Genomic DNA, 25,275 nt, shown 5'->3' with positions numbered 1-25,275 from the left:
GCATCTATAATATAGTTCTATAAATACTGTTTTAGGCGTTGACCCAATTTTATCGCTGCGGCAATATTAGTAGCGGTAATTTCAATATTGTTATAAGCGTTTTTAAAGACATTATCGAGGGAATCTAGCTTTTGGATACTGGGCACAATGACGTCAAACTGGCTAGTCTGAGCGGATTTTAGCCCATCAACACTGCCGCAAATAGCAATCACGGGGGTATGACTCAATTTAGCAATTTGGCTAATACCACCTGCCACTTTGCCCATAGCAGACTGAGCATCAAGCTTGCCTTCACCAGTGATGACCAAGTCTGCCTCGGCGATATGCTGTGATAAATTGGCCACTTTTGCCACTGTATCAAAACCTGACTTTAACTCCGCTTGGCAAAAGCTCATTAACGCATAGCCCAGTCCACCTGCTGCACCGGCACCTGCTACCTCTTGATGGCCTTGATAGCCATGCTGCCCGCACACATTTACAAAATGCGTTAACGATTTATCTAGCTCATGGACTTGCTGCGGGCTAGCGCCTTTTTGAGGACCAAATATGGCACTGGCACCCAATTCACCACATAACGGATTGGTGACATCACAAGCCACTTCAAACACCGTGTTTAAGACGCTTGCATGAAAGCTGGTCGCATCCAATCGTTGCAAGTTAGCAAGTGCGCCGCCGCCTTGGGCTAAGATGTTGTCATTACTATCATGAAACGTCATACCAAGCGCCGTTAACATACCAAGTCCTGCATCATTGGTAGCACTGCCACCAAGACCAATGATAATCCGCTTGACGCCTTCATTTAGAGCATCCTCAATCAATTCGCCGACGCCATAGCTGCTAGCAATGACAGGATTACGCTCTGCTACCGTCAATAGATGTAAGCCACAAGCTTGAGCGACTTCAATGACCGCAGTTGCATCAGGGAGTAATAAATATTTTGCGTTAATTGGTCGCATTAAAGGGTCATGGACACGCACTTCTTTCCAGCGTCCACCTAACACATAAGACAACACTGCAGAAGTCCCTTCGCCGCCATCTGCCATCGGTAGCAGTTTATAGTCAGCGTCAGGAAACACTTGGCTGAAGCCAGATTGAATAGCGTGGCAGACATCCAGTGCTTCTACACTTTCTTTAAACGAGTCAGGGGCGATTAAAATTTTCATGACTTTCTCTTTAAATGTTTCTTTGAGTCTTTTTTAATTACTTAAATTTTAAAAATTGACTTTCAATAATTTACTTAAGGCGCTAGATAAATACCAAGGTCAATAGCCAAATAAAGATGATGCTGGTCACGCCTTGAATACCTGTCGCCATAGAATGGGCTTTGTAAGCCTGCGCCACACTCATACGACTAAACTGGCTAACAATCCAAAAGAAGCTGTCATTAGCATGCGAGACAGTCATCGCGCCTGCACCAATCGCCATCACACAAAATACGCGACCAAGCTCACTATCAAGACCTATTTGACCTAATAATGGAGCGACCATCGCCGAAGTAGTGACCAAAGCAACAGTGGTTGAACCTTGTGCTGTTTTGAGCGCCGCAGAAACGATAAATGGCATAAAAATACCAAGCCCTAGGGCAGATAACGTAGTACCCAAATAATCACCGATTGGCGTAACTTTTAGCATAGCGCCAAACGCGCCACCAGCACCAGTAATTAAAAGAATAGGCGCTGCGACTACCAAGCCTTGTGAGATGCTGTCACTAATCTGCTGTGTTTTTTGGTCAGTATTAATCAGTAAGAATGATAAAAACAAACCAATTAATAGGGCGGTTAATGGGTTGCCAATAAATATGAGAATATCGGTTAGTATGCCGCTACCAAATGGTGTGCTGGGTAAATTGGCAATAGACGATAAGCAAATCAATACAATGGGCACGATAATAGGTAAAAATGCCATAGTCGCTGATGGCAGTTTGCTGTAGTCGTCACGAGTCTTCATATTATCTGGTACGGCGACTGCGTCAAGGGCATCAATATTGTCAGGCGTGGCGTCAAGGAAGCGATTTGACCACAGCCAACCAGCAAGTACCGCAACGGTGGTGACGACAACACCGACCATGATGACCAAGCCCAAGTTTGACTCAAGACCCAAGTTGCCCGCTGCTGCAATTGGACCGGGTGTTGGCGGCACAAAGGTATGAGTGGCATATAAGCCAGTCGCTAATGCGACACTCATTGCCACGCTCGAAACTTTTAAACGCTCAGCCAAAGACTCTTTTAACGAGTTTAAAATAATATAGCCTGAGTCGCAGAACACGGGTACAGATACGACAGCACCAACGATAGACATGGTCAAAGTAGGGAAACGCGGTCCCAAAACTTTAATGACGGTTTCTGCCATCACGATGGCGGCACCCGTTTTCTCAAGGATTAGGCCAATAATGGTTCCAAACACAATCACCAACCCGATATATCCTAAGATACCGCCAAAGCCATCAGAGATAGTTTTTGCGACCGTATTAAGCGGTACTTGGTAGAAAAGTGCGACCAGAAAGGCAGATAGTATTAATACTAAAAAAGGATGCCATTTTAACTTCGCAGTGGCGAAAATGATAAAAAGAATGGTCAGCAGCAGCCAAAATACGATCATTACTGTCTCTATATAGTTGTTAATCTCTTATCGCTATTAATGCAACTCACACAGCATTTAGTGAGTTTGGCGTCTAGCTTAACATCAATAGTGATATGAATTTTTAAAGGTGCATATTCTATCGTAAATCTATCCTACTAGGGAGTCTATTCGGCTCTCATTTGATTTTATTCGTGGTAAAGCTGAGATACTCTGCTAGTATGTGGGTTTTGTTTTAATTGTATAAATACGAGGGTGGTTTGCTTGAACACATTTATAGCACCAACGATTGCAAATATAGAAAATCACGAGCTGCGTCAGCAATTGCAGCAAATCATGGATCAAAAGACTAAGCCGCTTGGCGCCCTTGGACGCTTGGAGACGCTCGCGGTACAGTTGGGATTGATTCAAGGTACGACCACGCCGCATATTGAGCAACCGCAAATTCGGGTATTTGCTGCCGACCATGGCCTAACCAAGCATGGTACCTCAGCATATCCTAGCGCGGTGACGGCGCAGATGGTATATAACTTTTTGCAAGGCGGTGCAGCTATCAATGTTTTAGCGCGTCAGCATGATATTGAGCTAAAAGTGGTCGATGCTGGTGTCGATACTGACTTTGCCCATTCTCCTTTTAAAGATCACACGCAACTGCTCGATTATAAAGTGCGTCATGGAAGCCGCGACGCGTTAACAGAACCTGCCATGACAGCAGAAGAGTGCTTAGCCGCATTAGAAAATGGTATAGACGTAGTCAAGAATATGGCGGGCAATCTATTGATTGTCGGTGAAATGGGAATTGGTAACACATCCGCCGCCAGTTTATTACTGGCAAGACTGGGCGATATACCGCTTGACGAGTGTATCGGTCGCGGCACTGGTCTCGACGATGCAGGATTAAAGCACAAGGCAAGTATTTTAACCCAAGTATTAGTGCGGCACAGTGAAGCGCAAACGCCATTCGACATACTTGCGGCATTAGGCGGGCTTGAGATTGCGATGATGGCAGGGGCGCTGATGCAAGCCGCCAGTGAGCGCCGTATTCTTCTTATCGACGGTTTTATTGCCAGTAGCGCGTTGTTGGCGGCTGAGCGCTTAGCGCCGGGTGTTGCTCAATATGCTGTCTTTGCTCATCATTCGGTCGAGCCGGGACATACGCATTTATTAAAACTGCTCAATGCTGAGCCATTACTCAATATGGGTATGCGCTTAGGTGAGGGTAGTGGCGCGGCGCTGGCGTATCCATTATTACAGTCGGCTTGTGCGGTTATCAATGAGATGGCAAGTTTTAATGATGCTGGTATCAGTGGACAGAACAGCTAATGTCACAATTATCAAAAAAGCCATCGCATCAACCAGATTCATTATCCCACTCTCCGTCTAAACCCAGCGTTGGCCAATTTATAAAACATGAATGGCGTTTATTGTTAGTAGCAGTACAGTTTTTAACGCGTCTGCCCGTACCGCAATTTGCCAATTACAATCCGCAGTGGTTGCACCAGAGCAGCCGTCATTTTCCTGGGGTAGGTTTGCTGGTTGGGCTACTTTGCGCGAGCGTATTTTGGCTAGGCAGCCTTTTATTTACGCCTTTGGTGGCGGCAGTGATAAGTACGGCCTTTGGAATTAGGCTCACTGGCGCTTTTCATGAAGATGGACTTGCGGATAGCTGTGATGGTCTAGGTGGTGGTCTGACTCGCGCGCGTACTTTAACCATTATGAAGGATTCGCGCTTAGGGACTTATGGTGTACTAGGATTGGTCTTGGCGTTACTTATCAAAATCAGCTTATTGGCGTCTATGTCTTTATCAGTGGCTATCGTGGCGCTGATTATTGGACATACGCTCTCACGCTTATTATGTATTAGTTTACTGGCGCTATTGCCTTACGGCGGTGAGATTGAGCATGCTAAAGCCAAACCGATGGCGCAGCAGCTGACGCCATTACAAGGACTATGGAGCAGTGGTTGGCTCATACTAGCGGGCGTGCTGGTCGTGCTCCTATTGCCAAATGCCGTGCAACAAATTGGTATTTGGCAATGGTCATTGGCTTTATTACTAGGCATCGTAGCGACGGATTATATGCGGCGCTTGTTGCGCAGACGTTTAGATGGTTATACCGGTGATGGGTTAGGCGCCACGCAGCAGTTAAGTGAAATCGCTATTTATATCGGACTTGCTGCCTCGAACCCTTTTATTTAATGTTAAGCGTACTATTTAGAAAGGATAATGATAGCGAATGGTTTTGTATATTTGGCGCCATCCAAAGCCCATTGCGGCTAATGGCTTTTGTATCGGACAGACTGATATCAGTGTCGATAAACGCAAAATTAAACGCCTTGCTAATAAAATACAGCGCTTCGTGCGTTTTCATCAATTGCCAAAAGTGATTTGGGTCAGCCCACTACAGCGCTCGCTAAAAGTCGGAGAAATATTGGCGCCGCATGGCTTTCAATATCATGTCGCCCCTGAGCTGGCAGAGATTGATTTTGGCGGCTGGGATGGCAGGCCTTGGGCGCAAATTCCTAAACAACAGATTGATGATTGGTGTGATCATTTTGCAGATTTTGCCCCTAAGGGCGGCGAGAGTTTACAGCAGTTGTTTAATCGTGTGGAAAACTGGTTAAATGAGATGGCTGCGCAAAATAGGGGTCAAAAACCAGTATTAGCAGTCGGTCATGCGGGCTGGATAAATGCTGCCAGTATGATTGCCGCTTGGCAAGAGGCGCCAAAAATAGCGGCTGATTGGCCACAAGCAGTAAATTATTTACAATGCCGTAAACTAGTTTTTCAACCAAAAAAGCTGACTGTTTATAACAGCCAGCTTTTTGAGTAATAATTTTTCTATCTAATTTTTATAATCGTTTATCTTTCATCAATATAGCAATAAAAACCTCTAATCTATCTTATCAAACCATGCTTTATTGTCTTTAGGGCTCATAGAATCAAAGCTAACATAAATACCTTCGTCGTCTAATGTTGCATACCAATGGTCAGAGTTGTCGCCAGTCAATATCTGAAAATACTTATCATTCACAATTCTACCGACCCTGTAGGTTTCACCTTCTTTATAAAACTCGTTACCTTGGATGCATATTAATTTGTCATCAGTGTTTATCATATCGTCCCATTTTATCTATGACTAAATACAGCTAGGATAGCAATAGGTCCGATATTATTGAAGACGACTTTATAAGCAGTATTTTATTATTAGGTATAGGTTATACAGGTGTTTTATTACCAGTTATTGCTACACAATACTATTGTAAGTATTAATGAGATAGCATTTAGCAAATTTTAGAAATAAAAAAAGCCAGCAACATGACGTTGCTGGCTTTCTTAGACGGGTAGTAAGTTTACACTACTATCAAATATTACTCTTCTGAGTAATCTTCGTTGTCGTCTTCAACTTCTTCAGCGGCATCTTCGTTGTCGCCATCTTCAGAAAGAATGGTTACTAAGATGCTAGCAGTTACGTCATGGTGTAGTTGAATATCAACATTGTATTCGCCCACTTGACGTAGTGTGCCTTCAGGTAGCTTGATTTCAGCACGGTCAACTTCTAGACCTGAGTTAGTCAATGCTTCAGCGATATCGCGAGTACCGATAGAGCCAAATAGCTTGCCTTCGTCACCTGATTTAGCGCGCATGATAACATTAACGTCCGTTAATGCGTCAGCACGTTCTTGAGCAACCGCTACTTCTTTTGCTTCTTCAGCTTCAAGTTCAGCACGGCGTGCTTCGAACTTTTCAATGTTTGCTTTAGTTGCAGGTAGTGCTTTGCCCTGAGGGATAAGAAAGTTACGTCCGTAACCTGGTTTCACATCGACAGTTTCACCGAGTTTACCAAGGTTGACGATACGCTGTAACAAAATAATTTGCATGAGTCATTCCTAGTTAACGGTTAAATTACTGATGGTTGTCAGTATACGGAAGTAGCGCAAGATAGCGAGCTTGCTTGATAGCAGTGGCTAGCTGACGCTGATATTTAGTAGATGTACCGGTGATGCGGCTTGGTACGATTTTACCATTGTCACTGATGTACTGTTTTAGCAATTCAACATCTTTATAATCGATGTGAGTGATGCCTTCAGCAGTGAAACGGCAGAATTTGCGACGGCGATAGAAACGTGCCATGAGTATTCTCCTTTAATTAGTCTTCACTGTTGTCGTTGTCGTCGTTTTCACGATTGTCTGGACGACGAGTCGTTGCTTTGCGTGCGCGTTTTTCATCGGCATTCTTGGCTAACTGCGACTCTTCAGTGACAGCTTCGTCACGGCGCATAACTAGACTACGAATGATCGCGTCGTTATAACGGAATAATTCTTCAAGTTCAGCCAAAGTCTCACCGTCAGTTTCAACGTTGAAAAGAACGTAGTGAGCTTTGTGAATTTTGTTAATTGGGTAAGCCAATTGACGACGACCCCAATCTTCTAGACGATGGATCGTACCGCCGTTGTCTTGAACCAACTTGATATAGCGTTCAACCATGCCGACCACTTGGTCGCTTTGGTCTGGGTGTACAAGTAACACCAGTTCGTAATGTCGCATTATGACTCCTTACGGATTAGTAGCTATTAACCCTATGTTAATAGCAAGGAGATTTATAAGGTAAGCCCAAATCTTATCGAATTTTGCAAAAACAATAGGGGATAAGCTTAGTTTATAAAGCGCCGTATTATAACAGTACTCAGCCTTTAACACAAAGGTTAATGACTGAGCGTCTGTCAATAAATAATAAAAGACGTAAATATAAATCCTTCAATAAAAAAGCAGCGTATAAACGCCACTTTTTCATATAACCTTATGATATTTATAACAATCGTTTTTATCATAAACTTATAAACCCATTATTTTACTTTTGGTTGTTTGACCAATTGGCTATTATCGGCTTTCACTACTAAGGTTTTAGCCAGTTTATCATGCCAACCGATGTTTTCAGGACTTTTTGAGGCCATATAATAATGAACAATAATAACCACAAAACCTAAAAAGCTAGTAAATGAGAATAATAAGTTATAAATAATAAACAGTAGTAGCGTACGCATGCCAATAAGCTTGCTAAAAGAAGGCAAGCGGTGGGTGGTTTGGTCAACGACGCGAATACCGGTAATCAGCTTACCAAGTGATTGTCCCCGCAAGGTAATAAATACCAGCTGCAGCGCAAACAAACCAAACACCATCACTTGTGACATCATCAAAGTGCTGCTAGGAATACTTTCCATCAAGGTCATGGAATACTGATACGCGGCATCCATATCTTGGATGTTTTGAAATTTGGTATAGTCCACATCCATTTTGGTTAATGCCATGACCAGCGGTAAAATTGCTAATACATAGAGCAAACCATTGATTGCGGTCGCTAACACCCGCGACATAATCGGCGCAAGGACGACATTACCGACGACTTTATCTTTAGGCGAGGCGGCTTTGACTGTACCAGACTTATTCAATGACACGTTTTTATTGGGTGTATATTGACGATTGGTGGTCATGTCCAGCTTGGTATTTTTAGCGTTCTCTGCTGGGCGTTCAGGCTTACCATACAATCTGTCTAGCGATACCGCTTTGTCATCTTTAGAGGTGCTACTAGCAGAATCTTCTGGGAAGATAGTGACGTTATTGATAATAGAGTCATTATGATCTGCCGACACTATAGGGGCAGGACGATAATAAGTCTGATTATTGGTTAAATTACCAACACGCTGCCACTGATCTAGGCCTTCATGCCACATCAAATCATCTAATACTACTTCACCTGAGGCGAGCATAATATTGAGCTGATCCAACGTGTATGGACCCGCTTGTACGTTATTTCGAGCAAGGAAAATCTGCATAATTGCCTACATAGTTAGTCATATCTTAAGTCACTTTTTCAAGCCACTTTCGCTAATACATTATATTAGGGTCTATTTGAAAAAATCAAATAGACCCTAATGGCAGTATATTAAATGACTCTGTCAATTAACGCTGTGACGTATCGTTACGTCTTATTTCGTTTCTTCACCAGCTAAGAAGAACCAAGTATCTAGCACTGAGTCAGGGTTTAGTGACACTGAGTTGATGCCTTGTTCCATGAGCCAAAACGCAAGATCTGGATGATCTGATGGACCTTGACCGCAAATACCAATGTATTTGCCTGCTTTGTTACAAGCTTCAATCGCCATAGATAATAGCTTCTTAACCGCGGGATCACGCTCATCAAATAGATGTGAGACGATACCTGAGTCACGGTCAAGACCTAGCGTTAACTGAGTCAAGTCGTTTGAACCGATTGAGAAACCATCGAAGTGCTCTAGGAAATCTTCTGCTAATAGCGCGTTGGTTGGTAGCTCACACATCATGATGACGCGCAGACCATTTTCGCCACGTTTTAGACCGTTTTTCGCGAGTAGCTCGATGACCTCTTTTGCTTCGCCAACGGTACGAACGAATGGAATCATAATCTCAACGTTGGTCAAGCCCATCTCATCACGGACGCGTTTTAGTGCTTTACACTCAAGCTCGAAGCAGTCACGGAAGTTGTCAGACACATAGCGACTGGCACCGCGGAAACCTAGCATTGGGTTTTCTTCTGATGGCTCGTATAATTTACCGCCGAGCAAGTTGGCATATTCGTTTGATTTAAAATCAGACATACGCACGATAACTGGCTGATCCATAAAGGCAACGGCTAGGGTTGAGATACCTTCGACCAATTTATCGACATAGAAATCGACTGGTGAGGCATAACCGGCGATACGCTCATTGATCGCTTGGGCGATTTCACGTGGCAAGCTGTTCATGTTCAGTAGCGCTTTTGGATGCACACCAATCATACGGTTGATGATGAACTCTAAACGCGCAAGACCGATACCTTCGTTTGGCATTTGGGTAAATGAGAAGGCACGATCTGGGTTACCCACGTTCATCATGACTTTGAATGCAAGCTCTGGCATAGATTCAACAGAGTTGGTCTGTACTTCAAAATCAATCTGACCTTCATAGATAAAGCCAGTATCACCTTCAGCACAAGAAACAGTGACGTCTTGACCATCAACCAATAATTCAGTGGCATTACCACAGCCAACGATAGCTGGAACGCCAAGCTCACGAGCAATAATAGCCGCGTGACAAGTACGACCACCACGGTTGGTGATAATCGCAGAAGCACGCTTCATGACGGGCTCCCAATCCGGATCGGTCATGTCTGATACTAAGACGTCGCCGTCTTGAACTTTGTCCATCTCGTTTAAATTGCTAACGATACGTACTTTACCAGCGCCGATGCGTTGACCGATTGAACGACCTTCACATAGGATTTTAGCATCGCCAGTATTGATGATATAACGCTCCATGACATTGCTGTCTTGGCGGCTCTTAACGGTTTCTGGACGTGCTTGGACGATAAAGATTTCACCGCTGTCGCCGTCTTTTGCCCACTCGATATCCATCGCTTGACCATAATGCTTTTCAATAGTCATGGCTTGTTTGGCAAGTGAGTTTAGCTCTTCAGTGGTTAAAGAGAACTGCATGCGGTCTTGTTTTTCGACATCGACGGTTTTGACAGACTTAGTGGTGCTACCTTCATCACCATAAATCATTTTCTTATGTTTGCTGCCTAGATTACGGCGAATGACCGCAGGCTTGCCATTTTCAAGCAATTTTTTGGAGATGTAGAATTCGTCAGGGTTGACTGCACCTTGCACAACCATTTCACCTAGTCCGTAGCTTGAGGTGATAAAGACCACTTGATCAAAGCCACTTTCGGTATCTAGGGTGAACATCACGCCAGCAGCGCCAGTTTCTGAACGTACCATGCGCTGTACAGCAGCAGATAGGGCAACGCCTTCGTGCTCAAAACCTTTATGCACACGATAAGAAATCGCGCGGTCATTATATAAAGAGGCGAATACTTCTTTAATAGCAATCAGGACGTTATCAATGCCGCGAATGTTCAAGAAAGTTTCTTGCTGACCGGCAAATGACGCATCTGGCAAATCTTCAGCCGTGGCAGAAGAACGTACCGCAACCGCGATGTCTTCGCCGCCACTCATGGTTTCAAACGACTGGCGCACTTCTTGCTCAAGGTCGCTTGGCAGCTCTTGCTCAATAATCCAAGTACGGATTTTTTTACCAGTCTCAGCAAGCTTATTAACATCATTCACATCAAGGGTTTTAAGCTCGTTGTTGATTTTGTCGAGTAAGCCTGTTTCTGTCAAAAAGCGATTGAACGCATTTGAAGTGGTCGCAAAGCCACCTGGAACGCTGACACCCAAATCAGATAAATGGCTGATCATCTCGCCAAGCGAGGCATTCTTGCCGCCAACCATCTCAATGTCATCTTTTCCTAGCTGATCAAGATTGATTACAAGTGCTGTAGATTGCGCTGCCATGATAACTCCAGAAAATAAGGTTATTTAGTAAAGATTATAACGGTCGATTATACCCCTATATTTGGATAATTTCGATACCTAGAACCAAATAAATCGTCAAAAATATACAAATTGTGGCGTTTGCTACATATTTGCGCAGCCAAAACTCAATATTTGGCTGTTAGAATATAACAAAGAGTAAAATATAACTGGTTTTTAGAGAAAAAATTTGCTGATAAGAAACCTTCCTTTATAGCAATACTATAGATGCATAAATACTCTTAATAGATATCTTTATTACATCGTGCTTACTAAGTGTACGCCTGTAACATTGATTTCTATTAGACAGCTATTGTGCGTATAATATAGGGCACAAGAAACTAACCGCTACAGATTTTCTGCGCTAAATAAAAGCGCCTATTGAGGTCTTAACCAAGGTGTTCACGTTATGTTTGTAAATAATCCGCCCGAAGCCGCCAAGCCGACCATTCAAAACAAACAAGCGTTGCAAGTAGATAACGACCAAAATATCAGAACGGCGTTTTTTATCTCTGATGGGACGGCGATTACCGCAGAAACCCTTGGACGCGCCATTTTAAGTCAATTTGCCTCTGTGCCTTTTGAAACTCGAGTGTTGCCTTATGTTGATAGCTTAGAGCGCGCCGAAGAAGCGGTCGAACAAATCAATATGGCCTATCAGCGCGACGGTTTGCTGCCCTTGGTGTTCGATACGATTGTTAGCCCTGAAATTCGTGAAAAAATTAATTCGGCCCACAGCTGTAATTTGGATATGTATGAAGGGTTAATCGGCCGAGTCGCAGAAGAGACGGGCGTCGAGCCGGACGCGCATTCGGGTCATGCCCATGATAACGTCGATTCTGAAACTTATAAAGAACGTATCGATGCCGTGCATTTTGCGCTAGATAATGATGATGGTGCACGTACTCGTCATTATCACGCCGCAGATATCATTCTTATCGGTGTTTCGCGCTCTGGCAAAACCCCAACCTCACTGTATTTAGCGCTACAATTTGGTATTCGAGCGGCAAACTATCCGCTAACCGAAGAAGATTTAAACGACAATCAATTGCCAAAAGCCTTACGTGAGCATAAGCACAAGTTATTTGGCTTGTTAATCGATACCGATCGCTTAGTAAAAATCCGCCAAGAACGCCGCGCGGGCAGCCGTTATTCTAGCTATCAGCAATGTCAGCAAGAACAGCGCGCCATACAGGGCATTTATATCTCGCAAGGGATTCCGAGTCTTGATGTCTCTGAGATGTCTGTTGAAGAGATTGCCACACGTATCTTGCAGATGACGGGACTTAAACGCCGTATCGGCTAAAGGGATTAAGCAACAGCGTATAACGAATAACGAATAACGGCTATGGCGATAACGTAACTGTCGCCAATATTGCAAAATATCCTATCAGCACGTATGGTAGGCACGCTTTAGCGCTATGGGTCTAACTTGATCGTTACTTGTAGACATTCATAGCCTAAAAAATACACAGATTTATAAATTAATAAAAGAGGATACGATGGGAAGCAAACCGATAAGCGACGCGACCAATGACACGGGTAAAGACATTCATACCGAGGTGTCTAATAAAGAAAGCGGCCGCGCGCCGAACCCTGAGCATACTGAAGGCAAAACTAAAAAAGCAAAAATTGAGCAAACCCATGAGCAAGTCACTGAAGATATCATGCATCACCCTGACTTGGTCAATCCGCTTAATGATATCCGCATCGATATTAAAACCCCTTTTACCAAAGACTCGCAGCGCATCAAAGGCGATAAGCATAAGTATGAATATGACGCCGTTGTCCTAGGCGCAGGGCCGGCTGGTGAAGCGGCGGCGATGAAGCTGACGAAGGCTGGCAAAAAAGTTGCGGTGATTGATCCGCGTGAACAAGTTGGTGGTAACTCGACCCATGTAGGCACGATTCCAAGTAAAGCCTTGCGTCAATCGGTCTTTAACTTGATTAACTTTCGCCGTGATCCTATGTTTACCAAGGCGATGGAGTATCAGCAAGTGCCCCTAAACCGCGTACTGGCCAATGCGCGCCGCGTAATCCGCAATCAAGTAAGCACCCACACCCGTTTTTATGAGCGCAACCGTATTGATGTGATTCATGGTTGGGCAAGCTTTGTTGATGCGCATACCTTGAGTGTCGAAAAGGACGACGGCGTCTTTGAAACCGTGACCTTTAATAAAGCCATTATTACCGTTGGAAGCCGTCCTTATCGTCCTGAGATTTTAGACTTTGACCATCCGCGTGTGTTTGACTCTGATAAAATCTTGCAAATGGATTATGTGGTCAAAAAAATCATCATTTATGGTGCAGGCGTTATCGGTTGTGAGTATGCCTCTATCTTTACTGGTCTTGGCTATAAAGTTGACTTAATTAATAACCAAAATCAATTGCTCAATTATCTAGACAGCGAAATTAGTGATGCCATCGCTCATGACTTTAGACAGTTTGGCGTCTTGATTCGTAGCAATGAAGAGATTGACCGCCTAGAGACGCATGATGATTACGTGGTCTTGCATCTAAAAAGCGGTAAGCGCATCAAATCAGATGCCATTCTTTGGTCAAATGGGCGTTCGGGTAACACCGAAGGCTTAAACTTAGAGGCCATTGGGCTGGAAGCCAATAGTCGGGGTCAGCTAAAAGTAGATGATACCTATTGTACTGGCGTCGAAAATATCTATGCTGCTGGTGACGTCATTGGCTGGCCCTCATTGGCATCAGCGGCCTACGATCAAGGACGCTGTGCCGCAGCGTTTATGGTTGGCGATAGCGATGCCGAGCCAGTATCAAGCGTGCCAACAGGTATCTATACCATCCCTGAGATTTCTTGTATCGGTAAAACTGAGCAAGAGCTGACCGATGAAAAAGTCCCTTATGAAGTAGGGCAGGCGTTCTTTAAACATCTGGCACGAGCGCAAATCATTGGTGAGCGTTCGGGCGTATTAAAGATTTTGTTCCATCGTGAGACGCTTGAGATTTTAGGTATTCATTGCTATGGCAATCATGCCTCAGAGATTATTCACATTGGTCAGGCGGTCATGAAGTGCAACAATACCCTTGAGTATTTTGTGAACACAACTTTTAACTATCCAACGATGGCAGAAGCCTATCGCGTCGCCGCTCTCAATGGTTTAAATCGCGTTTTTTAAACCAAACATCATAAAGTCAGATAGATAAAAAAGCGCCTGCTTATTGAGTAGGCGCTTTTTTTGAGGTATTTTTTATAGCATAAATACCAATACTATCCATATATTTTTATGCTAAACAGCAGTTTTGCTTTGGCTGGTACGCCAGCGGAAAAGTAGCAGTAATAAAAAGTAAAACGCCCACAATCCTGCTAATGCATAAAAGCCAGTTGCGACTTGCGCCACACTCGCGCCCATTTGATTGAGCTGAACAGAGGTATTGATACCAGGCGTCGTCGGTATGACCCAGCGAATGATTTGTAAAAATTCTGGTAATTGATTGGCAGGCCATGGATAACCGCTGACAAAAAACATCGGTAGCGAGCTAAAAATCAAGATTTGCATACTGCGCTCACGCTGACGGAACCAGAGCCCAAACACACAACCAAGGATGGCGACAGTTGGGCAAAACAGCAGTAAAAATAACAAGCTGCCAAGCATGTTTTGACCACGTGGATAATGGTGCAGCTCAAAGGTCCAGCCATAATAGAAGCAGCCGATGATAAAGCTGAACATACTGAGCGCTGCAATACGGCCAAGCCAGCCGCGAATACTGGTGGCATGACGACGTTGTTCATACCAAGTACCGATTAACATCGCTGTAGACATCAACAGGGTTTGCTGCAAGATAAGAATAGCGACTGCTGGCACCACATAAGCGCCATAGCCTTCGGTTTGATTGTACAAAGGGATGATTCTTAACGGTACCGCTTGGGTATTTGCCGCTGCGGTTGCAGAATACGCCCCTTGCGCCACGCTTTTTTTAATCTCAACGCCCGCTGAAACCGTACTGACCGCCTGCAAAAAACCCATTTGAACGTTTTTATTTAACAGAAAATAACCCCCATTGCCTAATACGCTGACGCTCGCTGCTTTGCCAGATAGGACTTGCTGCTCAAGTCCGCTTGGAATAATCATATATCCAGCGATGTCATCGGACCATATCGCTTCTTGAGCGTCTTGCTCATTTAAAAAACGCTTGGTATCGAGCTGCGGGCTGGCACTGGCATAACGAACGATGGTTTGAGACAGATTAGTATTGTCTTGATCGACAATACCAACGGGCACATGGTTGACCACTTCGGTTGAATAGGGCCAAGGATAAAAGAAGCCATAAATAATTGGCGCAATCATGAGCAGTAGTAGCACGCCTTTATCAGAAAAGACGTCTTTGATAGTTTGCAAAAAACTGCCGAAAAAGCTTTGCGCTGGCGAATGACTTTTTGCCTCTAACATAGCACTAGAAGGCTGATTTTTTGTTGCTATGAGGTTTTCTTGAGATAAAGGTTCTTTTGGTGTCATAACCATTAGCGGGCTCCCCAGCGTTCAGGATGTGCGAGCGCGCGCTTGCTCAATAAGGCGGCTAAAAGCATAGTGACAATCGTTGCAAGCGTCAGTCCATAGACGATGGGTAATGAGATGGCAACCGGCGCTTGCATTTGTAATTGCGCTATATGCAGCTTAAGGTAATGGGTCAGTGGTAGGGCATCCGACCAATGCTGAGCGTTTTTACTGATGGCGATATAGGGAAATGTTACCCCAGCAAAGGCATAAGAAGGCGCTGAGATAAATCCGGTTGACGATAAACCCATGCGTAACGAAAATGAGGTTAAGGTAAATATCGCACCCAGCCAAAATGACAACATCATTAGCAATACAAGGCCGATATAAGTCGCAATGATTGAGCTGATAGCAACCGCTTGCTGCGGCGTGGCGAGCCATAACGCTAAAACTGACCATAAGCTATAAGCCAGCATGGGCCAAAAGTACTTACCCAATAAACCAAAAAGCAAAACTGATACACTAGCTTTTCTTGGCGTAGTATCTTCAATGAGTGTTTGATTATCTTCAGTTAAGACTGAAACGGCCGTGGTCTGACGGTCTTTATTTTGGCTACCTTGAATCTCATTGTCTTTAATAGTGGTTAAATCAGGCTGACCACCATTAACAAAGTCATACCAAATACCGATTTTCTTATCGCGCAATTCACGCCCAATGGTCGTCGCGCCAATGACCATGGTTAAAATATGTAGCAGTGCTGGGATAACGGTTGATGCTAAAAACTGTTGATAGTCGGTTGCTGCGTTAAACAAACTGATGCGTTGAATACCAATGGGAGAGTAAGCAATCGCCGCTTGTGATGGGGCCACGCCTTTTTTGACTAAACGCTGTATTTCAACGCCTGCCGATAGTGTACCAGTCACCGATTGGACACTGGTTTGGATGATGCCGGAATGAGTACCGTATTGGGCATTTACTTGCAATACAATCGGCGCCGGTTTACTCGATGAGATATTGCGCGAGAAATCCTCTGGAATAATAACCACCGCATAGATATCACGTTGCAGGAGCGCTGCTTCTACTGCTGCTGGCGAGTGATAAAGCTGTCTGACCGTCAGGTTTGGGTTGGCTTCCAAATAACGCACCGCAGTATTGGCAACAGGACCACGATCGTTATCCACGACGCCGATGGGCAAGTCGGTGATTTGTATTTGTGAAAAAATCCACCAAATCAAGAGCACGGTCGCAAGCGGTATCCAGACCACCATGCTTAAATCCCACGGATTTTTGGCTAAAAACCGGCGCTCGTATCCAGCACTACGTATAAAGGCGCCGATTAATCCGCCGCGTTGCCCGTTTTGCTCAGTCAGGCGCATGGTTTACTCTTTGGTCTGATTGGCAAGGGCTGGATTGATATTGACAACCACGCTCATCCCCGAGCGGATACGTCTATCAGGAGCAGATGGTCGCGCTTTAACTTCAAAGGTGCGCACATCAAAGCCATCGTTGTTGTTGGTCGGACGCCAAGTAGCAAAGTCAGATAAGGTTGAGGTTGCATAAACGGTAAACTGCTTGGTATAAGGCTTTTCAGGCGAGGATAAAGCAGGAATCGTACCCATAAAACGCTGCCCAATGGCAAACTGGTTTAGGTAGGTTTCAGTGACGTTCAGTACTACCCATTGATCGTCGGTATTAACCAAAGTTAGGATAGGCACACCTTGCCCAATGACTTCGCCCGCGTTGACGATGACATTATCCACGATACCGGCAATCGGACTTTTTAGATTGGCTTCTTCTTTAGCGACCAATGCTTCTTCTAGTTGCGCATCGACTTGGGCAACTTGGGCGGTTGCGGCAGATTTATCCTCACTGCGAGCGCCTTCTTTTGCCAAATCATACTGCAAGCGCGCCGCTTCTGTCTTATCTTGAGTCGCTAGATATTGCGCATAAGCTTCATCGCGCTTTTGCCGTGCCATCAGACCTTCTTCATAAAGACGATTGACGCGCTGATAAGTATTTTCTGCCAAATCAGACGCCGCTTTATTGGCTTGCCAAGCCGCTTTTGCTTGGGCAATTTCTTGTGGGCGGGCGCCGTTTTCTGCTTTATCAAGCTGGCTTTGCGCCATTTGCTTGCCAGCGCGCGCCTGATTGATTTTAGCGTTAATTTCAGGTGAGTCCATTTCAATAAGCTGCTGACCGACTGTCACCGCATCGCCTTCTGTGACCATGATTTGTGCAATACGCCCCGGCACTTTTGCCGCAATAGACGTTTGCTGCATTTGCATTTGACCTTGTAAGGTGATGACTTCAGGCGCATTGTGTTGATTGCTTTTATACAAACCATAAGCAATTGCCCCTAATATAAGCAGCACAAGAAGTACCAAAATCGCCTTTTTAATCCCAGCCGATTTATCTGATTTTACTGGCTCGCGTTTATAAGGCGGCACCGCTTGTTCTTGGTCACTATCAGTGCTGTCGATTCTATTAGTGCTATCGACGCTATCAGTATTATCAAAGCCGGATTCAGTCGGTTTAGTACCATTAATCGCATCAGTATCAACGGGCGTTCGCTCATGATGACTGCGGTTTGTTTCAGTAGCTTGGTCTGTAGCAGGTAGTTTGCGTGAGTCGCCTGATTCGTTATTAGATTCAGTCATGACAGTGAGATTCCTAAAGCGATAAAGTCGATAATAAGCAGAATAGTATTGGCGTTATTTAATCTTGGCAATTCATATGATTGTTGAATACGGTGTACTAAATAAGCTACTTGTCATATAGGGTTGGTAGACGAATATCAGCGGCGTTCAAGTAAGCATTAAAAGCAAGCGGCGTACCGCAGCTTTGCATCAAGGCGGCAAGCGACTGGACATAAGTATTTGCTGCCTGCGCTTGCTCGGTGCGCGCTTTGAGGTATTGTGTCTGAGCTTGTACCACATCGATGGGCGTATTCAGGCCTTCTTGTAGCCCAAGTTGACGTAAGCGCAATACCTCTGCTGCCAAATCCACATTACTTTGTAAGGCTTGATAGCGCGACTGAGCGTTATTGACATCGTGCCAGTTTTTTTCGACCAATAATAACAGGTTGTCACTGACTTCTATCTCTGACAAATCTGCTTGGCGTATTTTAGCGTTACTGGAAGCTAAAGACGCCTTTTTATCTAGCCCGCCCCAAAGCTTCCAGCTGGCTGAAATACCAGCGACCCAACTGGGGTCTTTTTCAACTTGGCTATAGCCATAAAGCATGACCGTAGGTTTGTAACCCGTATCAGATAGCGCATGCAGCTGCTGCGCTTGCGCTCGTTTGGCGGCAACTTTTTGCAAACCTGGATGATTATTCAGTGCTAAGTCTTGAAAGTAATTCACATCAGGCAGAGGACGGCTTGAGACAAATAAAGGCGTGCTGGGTTTAATACGATAATCGGTACGCAATAGACGCTGCAGCGCCATCATTGCCAGACGCGCATCATTATTAGCATTGACCGATTCGCTTTTTGCATCCGCAAGCGCCGACTGGGCTTCTAAGCGATCGACACGGGAGATAAAGCCTTCTTCAAGCAGACGCTGCGCCATATGGTCAACTTGCTGCACCGTATCATAAGCATCGTCACGTAAATAAGCGGCAATAATCGCCAACTGTGCCTTAAAATAACGCTCAACTAAGGTGTTATACAGCTCGTTGGTATCTAGTATGCTATCAGCAACGGCTTCTTGGGTGCGAGCAGTGGAAGCGCCTGTCAATGCCGCTGTGCGTCCAGCGGTATAAATAGGCCATACCACGCCAAGGCCTGCGCCCGTCGTTGAACCCGAACGTTTCAAATCGTAAGTATCTGGGATACGGTCACCGACCAATTCACCAAAGTCTGGCAAATTTTCTATGTCTATCGGCGGGTCGATACCATCAATACTACTATTCACATCGTTGATAATACCGTTTTTAATTGACGATAAATCAACATCGGCGTCCAAGTTATAAGCAGTGGCGGAGGCGCGCGCAAATACTAACGGGTGGTCGATGGTTTTTAAGGCATCGGTTTCATATTCACTGGCAGCAATCGCGGCTTGATTGGCGGCGATTTTTGGTGAAACTTGCAATAAAATATTTTGCGCTTGCTCAAGACTAAGCAGACTCGATACTTCTAAAGGATAGCTATTTTCAATGCTTTTATGGGTAATAGGATCGATAAGGGTGGTTAAATGACCATTTGACTCAGCTTTAACTGGCTGTGTTTCTATCGGCGCGGCTTTATTTTTTATGATGCTTTTTTGCGCAAGGTTTTTATCAGTTTGAGTGTGAGTTATTTGAGTGCCGTTTTCTTGAACACTGTTTTTAATACCACTACTGTCTTGCAGGCTGCTTGGCGTATCCGCGTCAACAATTTGCGTCACGACAACGGGCGCTACTTCATTTTGGGGCGTGTTAATATCATCATTGGCGTTTGCGGAGTGAGACGCGGCTAAGCCCATGAGCGTAACCGTCATCACCGCAGTAGACAGAGTCGATAAAGCAAATTTCATAAGTCACATAAGCCATTAATTAGAATGCAAAGTGTTTAAAGCGCAAAATTTCTAGCAGGTAGTCAAACAGGGCAATATTATAGACCATTAATAGAAAGCAAAAATTGGTTATTCATAACAAAGCGTACACTGTAGTGGCACAATGGTGACGGGTCAATGCTCACTATTCGCTTATTTTGCGTTGAATGGACACCAGTTTTATGTTAAGTGTCTAGCTTCAAGACAGATAATAGCATTATTTATGAATTGGTTTATAAATCAGTGATGAAACCAGATAAAAATTAGCCGATAAAAAATAACATTATATAAAATAGGATGCGAGTAATGGCAGGATATATTTTAGCGCTAGATCAAGGTACGACGTCGAGCCGCGCAATATTGTATGACGACCATGCCCGCCCGATTAAAATGGCCCAGCAGCCGACGACTTTAAAAACTCCGCAGGCAAGTTTTGTTGAGCAAGACGCGCAGCAGATCTGGCAAACGCAGATTAGCTGTGCTCATGATGTGATTAATCAAGCAGGGCTGCTAGCCACCGATGTCACCAGTATTGCAATTACCAATCAGCGTGAGTCTATCGTGATGTGGGATAAGCAAACGGGCAAACCTTTAGCGCCGGCCATTATTTGGCAAGACCGCCGTACTGCCAGCTATTGTAAAACGCTTGCTGCGAAAAGCCCAAGCGCTAAGACGGATAACAGCCATGATGATATGGCCAGTGAGATTCAACGTCTTACAGGCTTGCGTTTGGATCCATATTTTAGCGCCAGTAAAATTGCATGGTTGTTAGAAAACGATCCCAAATTAAGGGTGCGCGCTAATAAAGGCGAAATCGCGGTCGGTACTATAGACAGCTGGCTTATTTATAAATTGACCGGTGGCGAGCATGTCATTGACGTCACCAATGCTTGTCGTACCTTATTATATGATGTCCATAAACTGGTATGGTCGGAGGAGCTATGTACCTGCTTTGGGATACCAATGAACATATTGCCCAAGGTACTACCGTCTGATGGCGATTTTGGTAAAACAAAAAAGGGATTATTTGCTAAACAAATTCCCATTCAGGCGGTATTAGGTGACCAGCAAGCGGCGCTGTTTGGGCAAGGTTGCCTCAATGCAGGGATGGCAAAAAATACTTATGGCACCGGCTGTTTTATGCTGATGAATATTGGTAAAGAGCCAAAACTGAGCGAGCATAAGTTACTGACGACCATTGCTTGGCAACGCAAATCAACGCCAACCCGCCCAGACAATCTATCCTTTGATCAAATCGTGCAGTCTGGCAGACGCTTGCTACAGCCGCCCAAAAGAGAAGTCACTTATGCCTTAGAGGGTAGTGTGTTTATGGCAGGCGCTATCGTGCAGTGGTTGCGTGACAATCTTGGCATGATTCAACAAAGCAGTGAGGTTGAGCATTTAGCGCGGCAGGTAGATAGTAGTGAGGAGGTGGTATTACTGCCAGCATTTACAGGGCTTGCGGCGCCTTATTGGCGCTCAGATATCAATGCCAGTATTACCGGTATGAGCCGCGGTACGACCAAAGCCCATATTGCGCGCGCCGCGCTAGAAGCCATTGCCTATCAAACTTACGATGTGCTGATTGCGATGCAAAAAGACAGCCCGCACCCTTTGACTGAATTAAGAGTAGATGGTGGTGCGGCGAATAACGACTTGCTCATGCAGTTTCAAGCCGACTTATTAGGCGTACCGGTGCTACGCCCTAAAGACACAGAAATTACCGCTAAAGGTGCAGCTTTATTAGCGGGATTAAAAACCGGACTATACGATGAGACTACGATACAAGCCTCGTGGCAGATTGACCGCATCTTTGAGCCTGAGATGTCTGCGGATAGGCGCGAACAGCATCTTGATAAGTGGCAACAAGCGATTGATAGAGCGCTAAAAGTCTTATAAATATTTAAATGAAAATTAAAGTTTTCGTGAATAGACGCTTATAAATTACTCAAAATACTCTGCTGCCCTACAAAATAGTGATAAAGATACAGGCTGTAACGCAAGGCAATCGTAATTTGGACATAGTTTACATAATCTGTGTATCGGTCGTTATCCATAAGTTCCTATACTTTAAATGAATCAAGCAACACTGCTGATTTATAAAAGTTAATTCTTAACAATTATTTTTATTGGTTAATTCTAATATTGCTTAGTTTGTTAAATTTAACGCTTTATAAATGAGTGAACAATAAATCTAATATATAACAAATAATTTAAGGATAATATTATGAATAACGATGGACGTATTACCGACCCTAATAACCGCGTAGTGAATGATGATTATGTTGAAGTAGGCGACAGAGAGCGTATTATCGATGATAACGATCGCCGCTTAGCAGGCACTGACCGTGATATTAATGGCAATAGAGTCGTTGCTCATGAAAATGACAATATCATCAACGACCACGATGCCATCGACCGTACTGCCGTTAAGCACATGTCAAAAGAGAGCAAAGAAGATTTAAACGCTGATCCAATTACAGGTGAGCCAGGTTCACATCCAATCGGTACTGGTATTGGTGGTGTTGGCGGTGCAGCAGCAGGCGCGGCAATTGGTACAATGGCAGGCCCATTAGGAACCTTAATCGGTGGTGCTATTGGTGCTATCGTTGGTGGCGGCGCAGGTCATGCAGCAGCAGAAGCGATTGATCCTACTCGTGAAGAAGCTTACTGGCGCGCAGAACATGCTAATGCTGATTATTACCGTGAAGGTCATGACTTTGACCGCGATTTACACCCAGCGTATGCGGTAGGTTATGCAAACCGTGCCCGTTATCCAGCTGATGCTCGTTTTGAAGACCATGAATCAGACTTAGAGCGCTCATGGCATGAAGTGAAAGGTGAGTCGCGCCTAGAGTGGAATGAAGCACGCCGTGCCTCACGTGACGCATGGAACCGTGTATCGTAATAAAGCGATGAGTTCATAGATACTGGCTATAAGTCAGGTTAGCCTTAAAAAATGAAGGATAAGTTACGTTTTGTTGAACTGCTTTTTGCTAAACATATAAGTTAAGTTTAACTAATGAGGTATTTAATATAAGTAAGCAAAGGATAAGAAAACTTACTCCTTCATTACTAGAGTTAGTTTGATTGTAGAACTGGCTCTGCTAACTCATAAATATAGTCAGTTTTATGTTATTTTAAAGCTTCCAAAGATGTCTTTGGAGGCTTTTTTAATGTATATTGTTATATATGAATATAGGGTAGTAAAAGGTGATTCTAGAAAATAGTCATTATTAAACAAAGACAATCACCAAAAACAGTTACTCGTAAAAAAAGACAATTATTAAAAATAATAATAATAGGTAATTCATGGTTAATAACGCTGAAGACAATAGCCCTAAGCAATTTTATATAGCAACGGCCAATTTACTTAATTTTGCTAACCCTAATCGAATCTATTATGAAAACGCGCCGGCTTATAGCGATAACGAATACCAGCATAAGCTGCACGGCATTACCGACTTACTGGCAAAGGCGCATGCTGATATTATAGCCATACAAGAAGTATGGGACAGTCAGGCGCTTGAAGCACTTGCAGTAGGGTTAGGATTCAAACCTGAGCATGTGGTTATTCCGCTGGCAAGTAATGATAAGGCCAGTCCTTATACCCAAGGCAAAGGCGCGCAACATACGCCAGCTGTCGGAATTATTACGCGTTTTGAGCAGTTAGAAAGCACTTTGTTAGAACAGGTAGAACCAAAAGCGGTCATTGATATTCCTGATATCGGTCTTTATCAGCGCTTTAATCGTCCGCCGCTTGTATTACGAGTCAATGCCTTTGGACAACCGATTACGATTGTCACCGCGCATTTAAAAAGCAAACGTGCTTTTTTCCTACGCGATGAAAATGGTCAGTTACTAGAGGATATGGACGATCCAAATATTCGCGTTCGTGCCAAGCTGCGTAGTTTGTGTATGCGCGCCGCAGAAGCTGCCTCTATCCGTATGTCGATTATTGAGCGCCTGCATCATACGCGTGAGCCACTGATTTTATTAGGCGATATGAACGATGTCACCGGTAGCGTGACCACCCAACTGATGAGCGAGACAGGCGAAGTCAATTATGATAAAAGTATGCGCGATGTCGCGTTATTTGACGCCGCTCGTATTCAAGCACGCTATGGCTGGATGAAAGATGTTGCTTATACCCATATTTATCAAGGTATGCCTGAAGTGATTGATCAGCTGTTTGTTTCAGAAGAGTTTTTACCTGATAGTAAGTTTTCGCTTGGTCAGGTTGAACGAGTTGACTATTTTAATGACCATTTAAAGTGGGATTATGCCGATAGAGTCATCGATCATGGTATTATAAGAGCGAAAATTAAACTTCACAATTAACCCTGTTTACTTAGTAATTAGTGAGTTATTTTTTAACCTATTCATGTCCCTTGCTTGATAGTTTACAAGCGTTTATCATGCTGATTCATTTTAGTATAGTAGCGGTGCTATTGGCCCAAATTACCGGTTGATAGAAAATAGTCCTTCGATTTAGGACAAGTACTATCTGATGAAGACTATATAAAGTTAGGGCGTAACCTTAAGAGATTTATGATGATTGAAAATAAAGAAGATAAGATTGAAGATGTACTGGTAGATTCTGAGCTGGCAAAGAAGCTGGTGCCAAATAAATTCAAATTTACCAGTCAACAAGGCCGCGCACGCCGTCAAAAACTATTGATGGGCGCGAAAAAATTGAGTGAAACTCAAGCAATTAACGACATCACTTTGGCAGCTGTCTGCGAAGAAGCGGGTATTCCAAGAGCTTCTGCTTATCATTTCTTCCCTAATATCGAAGCGATATTTTTAGCACTGCGTTTTTTAAATGCCATCGATATTTTAGAAGTGCTGACAACGGTTGAAACGGTTGATTATGACAGATGGCAAGCGTACTTGACCGCGTTGATTGAGCGCTGTGTACAAATATTTGATGAAGATCAAACCAAAGCCAAATTGATTTATGACACCAATACGCCTGATTTTGAAGGGGACAGCTATGGTGAGCATATGGACAATCAAGTGGTGCAATTGGTCTATAAGCGCTTATCAGAGCGTTATGAGATGCCAAAATTCGAAGATATTCAAGATGTATTATTGATTACCTTCAGCATCATCAATGCCATCTTTACGGTTTCTTATCGCCGTCATCAAAGCATTACTGAGAAGTATTTGCAAGAAGCTAATACGGCGTCTATCGCTTATCTGCGTTGCTATCTGCCAGAAAAATTACCGCGTAAAAACCGTTAATTTTTATTGAGTTAGACAAGAGTTTTGAGCCAAATGACGAATATAAAAAAGCCGACATGATGTCG

Annotated in this window: 21 protein-coding genes; 9 read left to right on the top strand and 12 right to left on the bottom strand. The window is 44.0% G+C overall.

Going from position 1 to position 25,275, the window contains the following annotated elements; translation table 11 throughout:
• Positions 1-17: 17 nt before the first annotated feature.
• Positions 18-1,163, bottom strand: a complete 1,146-nt coding sequence (locus ACPEGP_RS04490; RefSeq protein ID WP_423814067.1) for a glycerate kinase — start codon at positions 1,161-1,163, stop codon at positions 18-20.
• A gap of 82 nt (positions 1,164-1,245) precedes the next feature.
• Positions 1,246-2,598, bottom strand: coding sequence for a GntP family permease (locus ACPEGP_RS04485; protein WP_068405516.1), 1,353 nt, complete (start codon positions 2,596-2,598; stop codon positions 1,246-1,248).
• A gap of 234 nt (positions 2,599-2,832) precedes the next feature.
• On the opposite strand from ACPEGP_RS04485, the gene cobT reads away from it, so the two are divergent.
• The 3 genes from cobT to ACPEGP_RS04470 are packed head-to-tail and all read left to right on the top strand — an operon-like array spanning position 2,833 to position 5,409.
• Positions 2,833-3,900, top strand: coding sequence for a nicotinate-nucleotide--dimethylbenzimidazole phosphoribosyltransferase (cobT, locus tag ACPEGP_RS04480; RefSeq protein WP_423814066.1), 1,068 nt, complete (start codon positions 2,833-2,835; stop codon positions 3,898-3,900).
• Entirely contained in the window at positions 3,900-4,775 is an 876-nt protein-coding gene (gene cobS, locus ACPEGP_RS04475; RefSeq protein WP_423814065.1) for an adenosylcobinamide-GDP ribazoletransferase, read from the top strand. The genes cobT and cobS overlap by 1 nt, the downstream gene beginning before the upstream one ends.
• Positions 4,776-4,812: 37 nt before the next feature.
• Positions 4,813-5,409 (top strand): histidine phosphatase family protein, encoded by a 597-nt coding sequence (locus ACPEGP_RS04470; RefSeq protein WP_423814064.1) that lies wholly within the window; start codon positions 4,813-4,815, stop codon positions 5,407-5,409.
• Positions 5,410-5,469: 60 nt separating this feature from the next.
• On the opposite strand, the gene ACPEGP_RS04465 is transcribed toward ACPEGP_RS04470, so the two are convergent.
• From ACPEGP_RS04465 to ppsA, 6 genes are all read right to left on the bottom strand, one after another.
• Positions 5,470-5,694: a hypothetical protein gene (locus tag ACPEGP_RS04465; RefSeq protein WP_423814063.1), complete on the bottom strand. Its 225-nt coding sequence runs from the start codon at positions 5,692-5,694 to the stop codon at positions 5,470-5,472.
• 253 nt (positions 5,695-5,947) lie between these two features.
• The gene (gene rplI, locus ACPEGP_RS04460) at positions 5,948-6,457 is read right to left on the bottom strand and encodes a 50S ribosomal protein L9 (RefSeq protein WP_068404825.1); all 510 of its coding nucleotides are present in this window, start codon (positions 6,455-6,457) and stop codon (positions 5,948-5,950) included.
• Positions 6,458-6,482: 25 nt separating this feature from the next.
• Complete coding sequence (gene rpsR, locus ACPEGP_RS04455) at positions 6,483-6,710, bottom strand: 30S ribosomal protein S18 (protein ID WP_068404827.1); 228 nt, start codon at positions 6,708-6,710, stop codon at positions 6,483-6,485.
• 16 nt (positions 6,711-6,726) lie between these two features.
• Positions 6,727-7,125: a 30S ribosomal protein S6 gene (gene rpsF / locus ACPEGP_RS04450; RefSeq protein ID WP_068404828.1), complete on the bottom strand. Its 399-nt coding sequence runs from the start codon at positions 7,123-7,125 to the stop codon at positions 6,727-6,729.
• Between the two features lie 299 nt (positions 7,126-7,424).
• Entirely contained in the window at positions 7,425-8,411 is a 987-nt protein-coding gene (locus tag ACPEGP_RS04445; protein ID WP_423814062.1) for an RDD family protein, read from the bottom strand.
• Between the two features lie 153 nt (positions 8,412-8,564).
• The gene (ppsA, locus tag ACPEGP_RS04440) at positions 8,565-10,949 is read right to left on the bottom strand and encodes a phosphoenolpyruvate synthase (RefSeq protein WP_191692359.1); all 2,385 of its coding nucleotides are present in this window, start codon (positions 10,947-10,949) and stop codon (positions 8,565-8,567) included.
• Positions 10,950-11,376: 427 nt separating this feature from the next.
• Between ppsA and ppsR the strand changes: the two genes are divergently transcribed.
• Positions 11,377-12,273, top strand: coding sequence for a posphoenolpyruvate synthetase regulatory kinase/phosphorylase PpsR (gene ppsR, locus ACPEGP_RS04435; protein WP_068404832.1), 897 nt, complete (start codon positions 11,377-11,379; stop codon positions 12,271-12,273).
• Between the two features lie 196 nt (positions 12,274-12,469).
• Positions 12,470-14,113, top strand: coding sequence for a Si-specific NAD(P)(+) transhydrogenase (sthA, locus tag ACPEGP_RS04430; RefSeq protein ID WP_423814061.1), 1,644 nt, complete (start codon positions 12,470-12,472; stop codon positions 14,111-14,113).
• Between the two features lie 111 nt (positions 14,114-14,224).
• Here the strand turns inward: sthA and ACPEGP_RS04425 are convergent, their stop codons facing one another.
• The 4 genes from ACPEGP_RS04425 to ACPEGP_RS04410 form a co-directional block, all read right to left on the bottom strand.
• Positions 14,225-15,385: an ABC transporter permease gene (locus ACPEGP_RS04425; RefSeq protein WP_423814244.1), complete on the bottom strand. Its 1,161-nt coding sequence runs from the start codon at positions 15,383-15,385 to the stop codon at positions 14,225-14,227.
• A 71-nt stretch (positions 15,386-15,456) separates the two neighbouring features.
• A complete protein-coding gene (locus ACPEGP_RS04420) occupies positions 15,457-16,806 on the bottom strand; it encodes an ABC transporter permease (RefSeq protein WP_423814060.1) in 1,350 nt (449 codons plus the stop codon).
• Positions 16,807-16,809: 3 nt separating this feature from the next.
• Positions 16,810-18,087 (bottom strand): HlyD family secretion protein, encoded by a 1,278-nt coding sequence (locus tag ACPEGP_RS04415; RefSeq protein WP_423814059.1) that lies wholly within the window; start codon positions 18,085-18,087, stop codon positions 16,810-16,812.
• A gap of 106 nt (positions 18,088-18,193) precedes the next feature.
• Positions 18,194-19,945 carry a TolC family protein gene (locus ACPEGP_RS04410; protein WP_191692355.1) on the bottom strand — a complete coding sequence of 584 codons (1,752 nt, stop codon included), beginning with the start codon at positions 19,943-19,945 and terminating at the stop codon, positions 18,194-18,196.
• Between the two features lie 324 nt (positions 19,946-20,269).
• Here ACPEGP_RS04410 and glpK point away from each other — a divergent pair, with 324 nt between their 5' ends.
• The 4 genes from glpK to ACPEGP_RS04390 all read left to right on the top strand — a co-directional run bounded on the left by glpK (position 20,270) and on the right by ACPEGP_RS04390 (position 25,210).
• Positions 20,270-21,862 (top strand): glycerol kinase GlpK, encoded by a 1,593-nt coding sequence (glpK, locus tag ACPEGP_RS04405; RefSeq protein WP_068404840.1) that lies wholly within the window; start codon positions 20,270-20,272, stop codon positions 21,860-21,862.
• 538 nt (positions 21,863-22,400) lie between these two features.
• Positions 22,401-22,871, top strand: a complete 471-nt coding sequence (locus ACPEGP_RS04400; protein ID WP_198329031.1) for a hypothetical protein — start codon at positions 22,401-22,403, stop codon at positions 22,869-22,871.
• A 404-nt stretch (positions 22,872-23,275) separates the two neighbouring features.
• Complete coding sequence (locus tag ACPEGP_RS04395) at positions 23,276-24,304, top strand: endonuclease/exonuclease/phosphatase family protein (protein ID WP_423814058.1); 1,029 nt, start codon at positions 23,276-23,278, stop codon at positions 24,302-24,304.
• A gap of 213 nt (positions 24,305-24,517) precedes the next feature.
• The gene (locus tag ACPEGP_RS04390) at positions 24,518-25,210 is read left to right on the top strand and encodes a TetR/AcrR family transcriptional regulator (protein WP_200663669.1); all 693 of its coding nucleotides are present in this window, start codon (positions 24,518-24,520) and stop codon (positions 25,208-25,210) included.
• The last annotated feature ends 65 nt before the right edge of the window (positions 25,211-25,275 follow it).

This window comes from Psychrobacter sp. 219-2-C (assembly GCF_049560815.1).
GTDB lineage: Bacteria > Pseudomonadota > Gammaproteobacteria > Pseudomonadales > Moraxellaceae > Psychrobacter > Psychrobacter faecalis.
This window is presented reverse-complemented; position numbering and strand designations above follow the sequence as displayed.

Bases quoted from the DNA above. Each gene is read 5' to 3' on its own strand.
- ACPEGP_RS04490 (WP_423814067.1), bottom strand. From the start codon at position 1,163: ATGAAAATTTTAATCGCCCCTGACTCGTTTAAAGAAAGTGTAGAAGCA.
- ACPEGP_RS04485 (WP_068405516.1), bottom strand. From the start codon at position 2,598: ATGATCGTATTTTGGCTGCTGCTGACCATTCTTTTTATCATTTTCGCC.
- cobS (WP_423814065.1), top strand. From the start codon at position 3,900: ATGTCACAATTATCAAAAAAGCCATCGCATCAACCAGATTCATTATCC.
- ACPEGP_RS04470 (WP_423814064.1), top strand. From the start codon at position 4,813: ATGGTTTTGTATATTTGGCGCCATCCAAAGCCCATTGCGGCTAATGGC.
- ACPEGP_RS04465 (WP_423814063.1), bottom strand. From the start codon at position 5,694: ATGATAAACACTGATGACAAATTAATATGCATCCAAGGTAACGAGTTT.
- rplI (WP_068404825.1), bottom strand. From the start codon at position 6,457: ATGCAAATTATTTTGTTACAGCGTATCGTCAACCTTGGTAAACTCGGT.
- rpsR (WP_068404827.1), bottom strand. From the start codon at position 6,710: ATGGCACGTTTCTATCGCCGTCGCAAATTCTGCCGTTTCACTGCTGAA.
- rpsF (WP_068404828.1), bottom strand. From the start codon at position 7,125: ATGCGACATTACGAACTGGTGTTACTTGTACACCCAGACCAAAGCGAC.
- ACPEGP_RS04445 (WP_423814062.1), bottom strand. From the start codon at position 8,411: ATGCAGATTTTCCTTGCTCGAAATAACGTACAAGCGGGTCCATACACG.
- ppsA (WP_191692359.1), bottom strand. From the start codon at position 10,949: ATGGCAGCGCAATCTACAGCACTTGTAATCAATCTTGATCAGCTAGGA.
- ppsR (WP_068404832.1), top strand. From the start codon at position 11,377: ATGTTTGTAAATAATCCGCCCGAAGCCGCCAAGCCGACCATTCAAAAC.
- sthA (WP_423814061.1), top strand. From the start codon at position 12,470: ATGGGAAGCAAACCGATAAGCGACGCGACCAATGACACGGGTAAAGAC.
- ACPEGP_RS04425 (WP_423814244.1), bottom strand. From the start codon at position 15,385: ATGTTAGAGGCAAAAAGTCATTCGCCAGCGCAAAGCTTTTTCGGCAGT.
- ACPEGP_RS04420 (WP_423814060.1), bottom strand. From the start codon at position 16,806: ATGCGCCTGACTGAGCAAAACGGGCAACGCGGCGGATTAATCGGCGCC.
- ACPEGP_RS04415 (WP_423814059.1), bottom strand. From the start codon at position 18,087: ATGACTGAATCTAATAACGAATCAGGCGACTCACGCAAACTACCTGCT.
- ACPEGP_RS04410 (WP_191692355.1), bottom strand. From the start codon at position 19,945: ATGAAATTTGCTTTATCGACTCTGTCTACTGCGGTGATGACGGTTACG.
- glpK (WP_068404840.1), top strand. From the start codon at position 20,270: ATGGCAGGATATATTTTAGCGCTAGATCAAGGTACGACGTCGAGCCGC.
- ACPEGP_RS04400 (WP_198329031.1), top strand. From the start codon at position 22,401: ATGTCAAAAGAGAGCAAAGAAGATTTAAACGCTGATCCAATTACAGGT.
- ACPEGP_RS04395 (WP_423814058.1), top strand. From the start codon at position 23,276: ATGGTTAATAACGCTGAAGACAATAGCCCTAAGCAATTTTATATAGCA.
- ACPEGP_RS04390 (WP_200663669.1), top strand. From the start codon at position 24,518: ATGATTGAAAATAAAGAAGATAAGATTGAAGATGTACTGGTAGATTCT.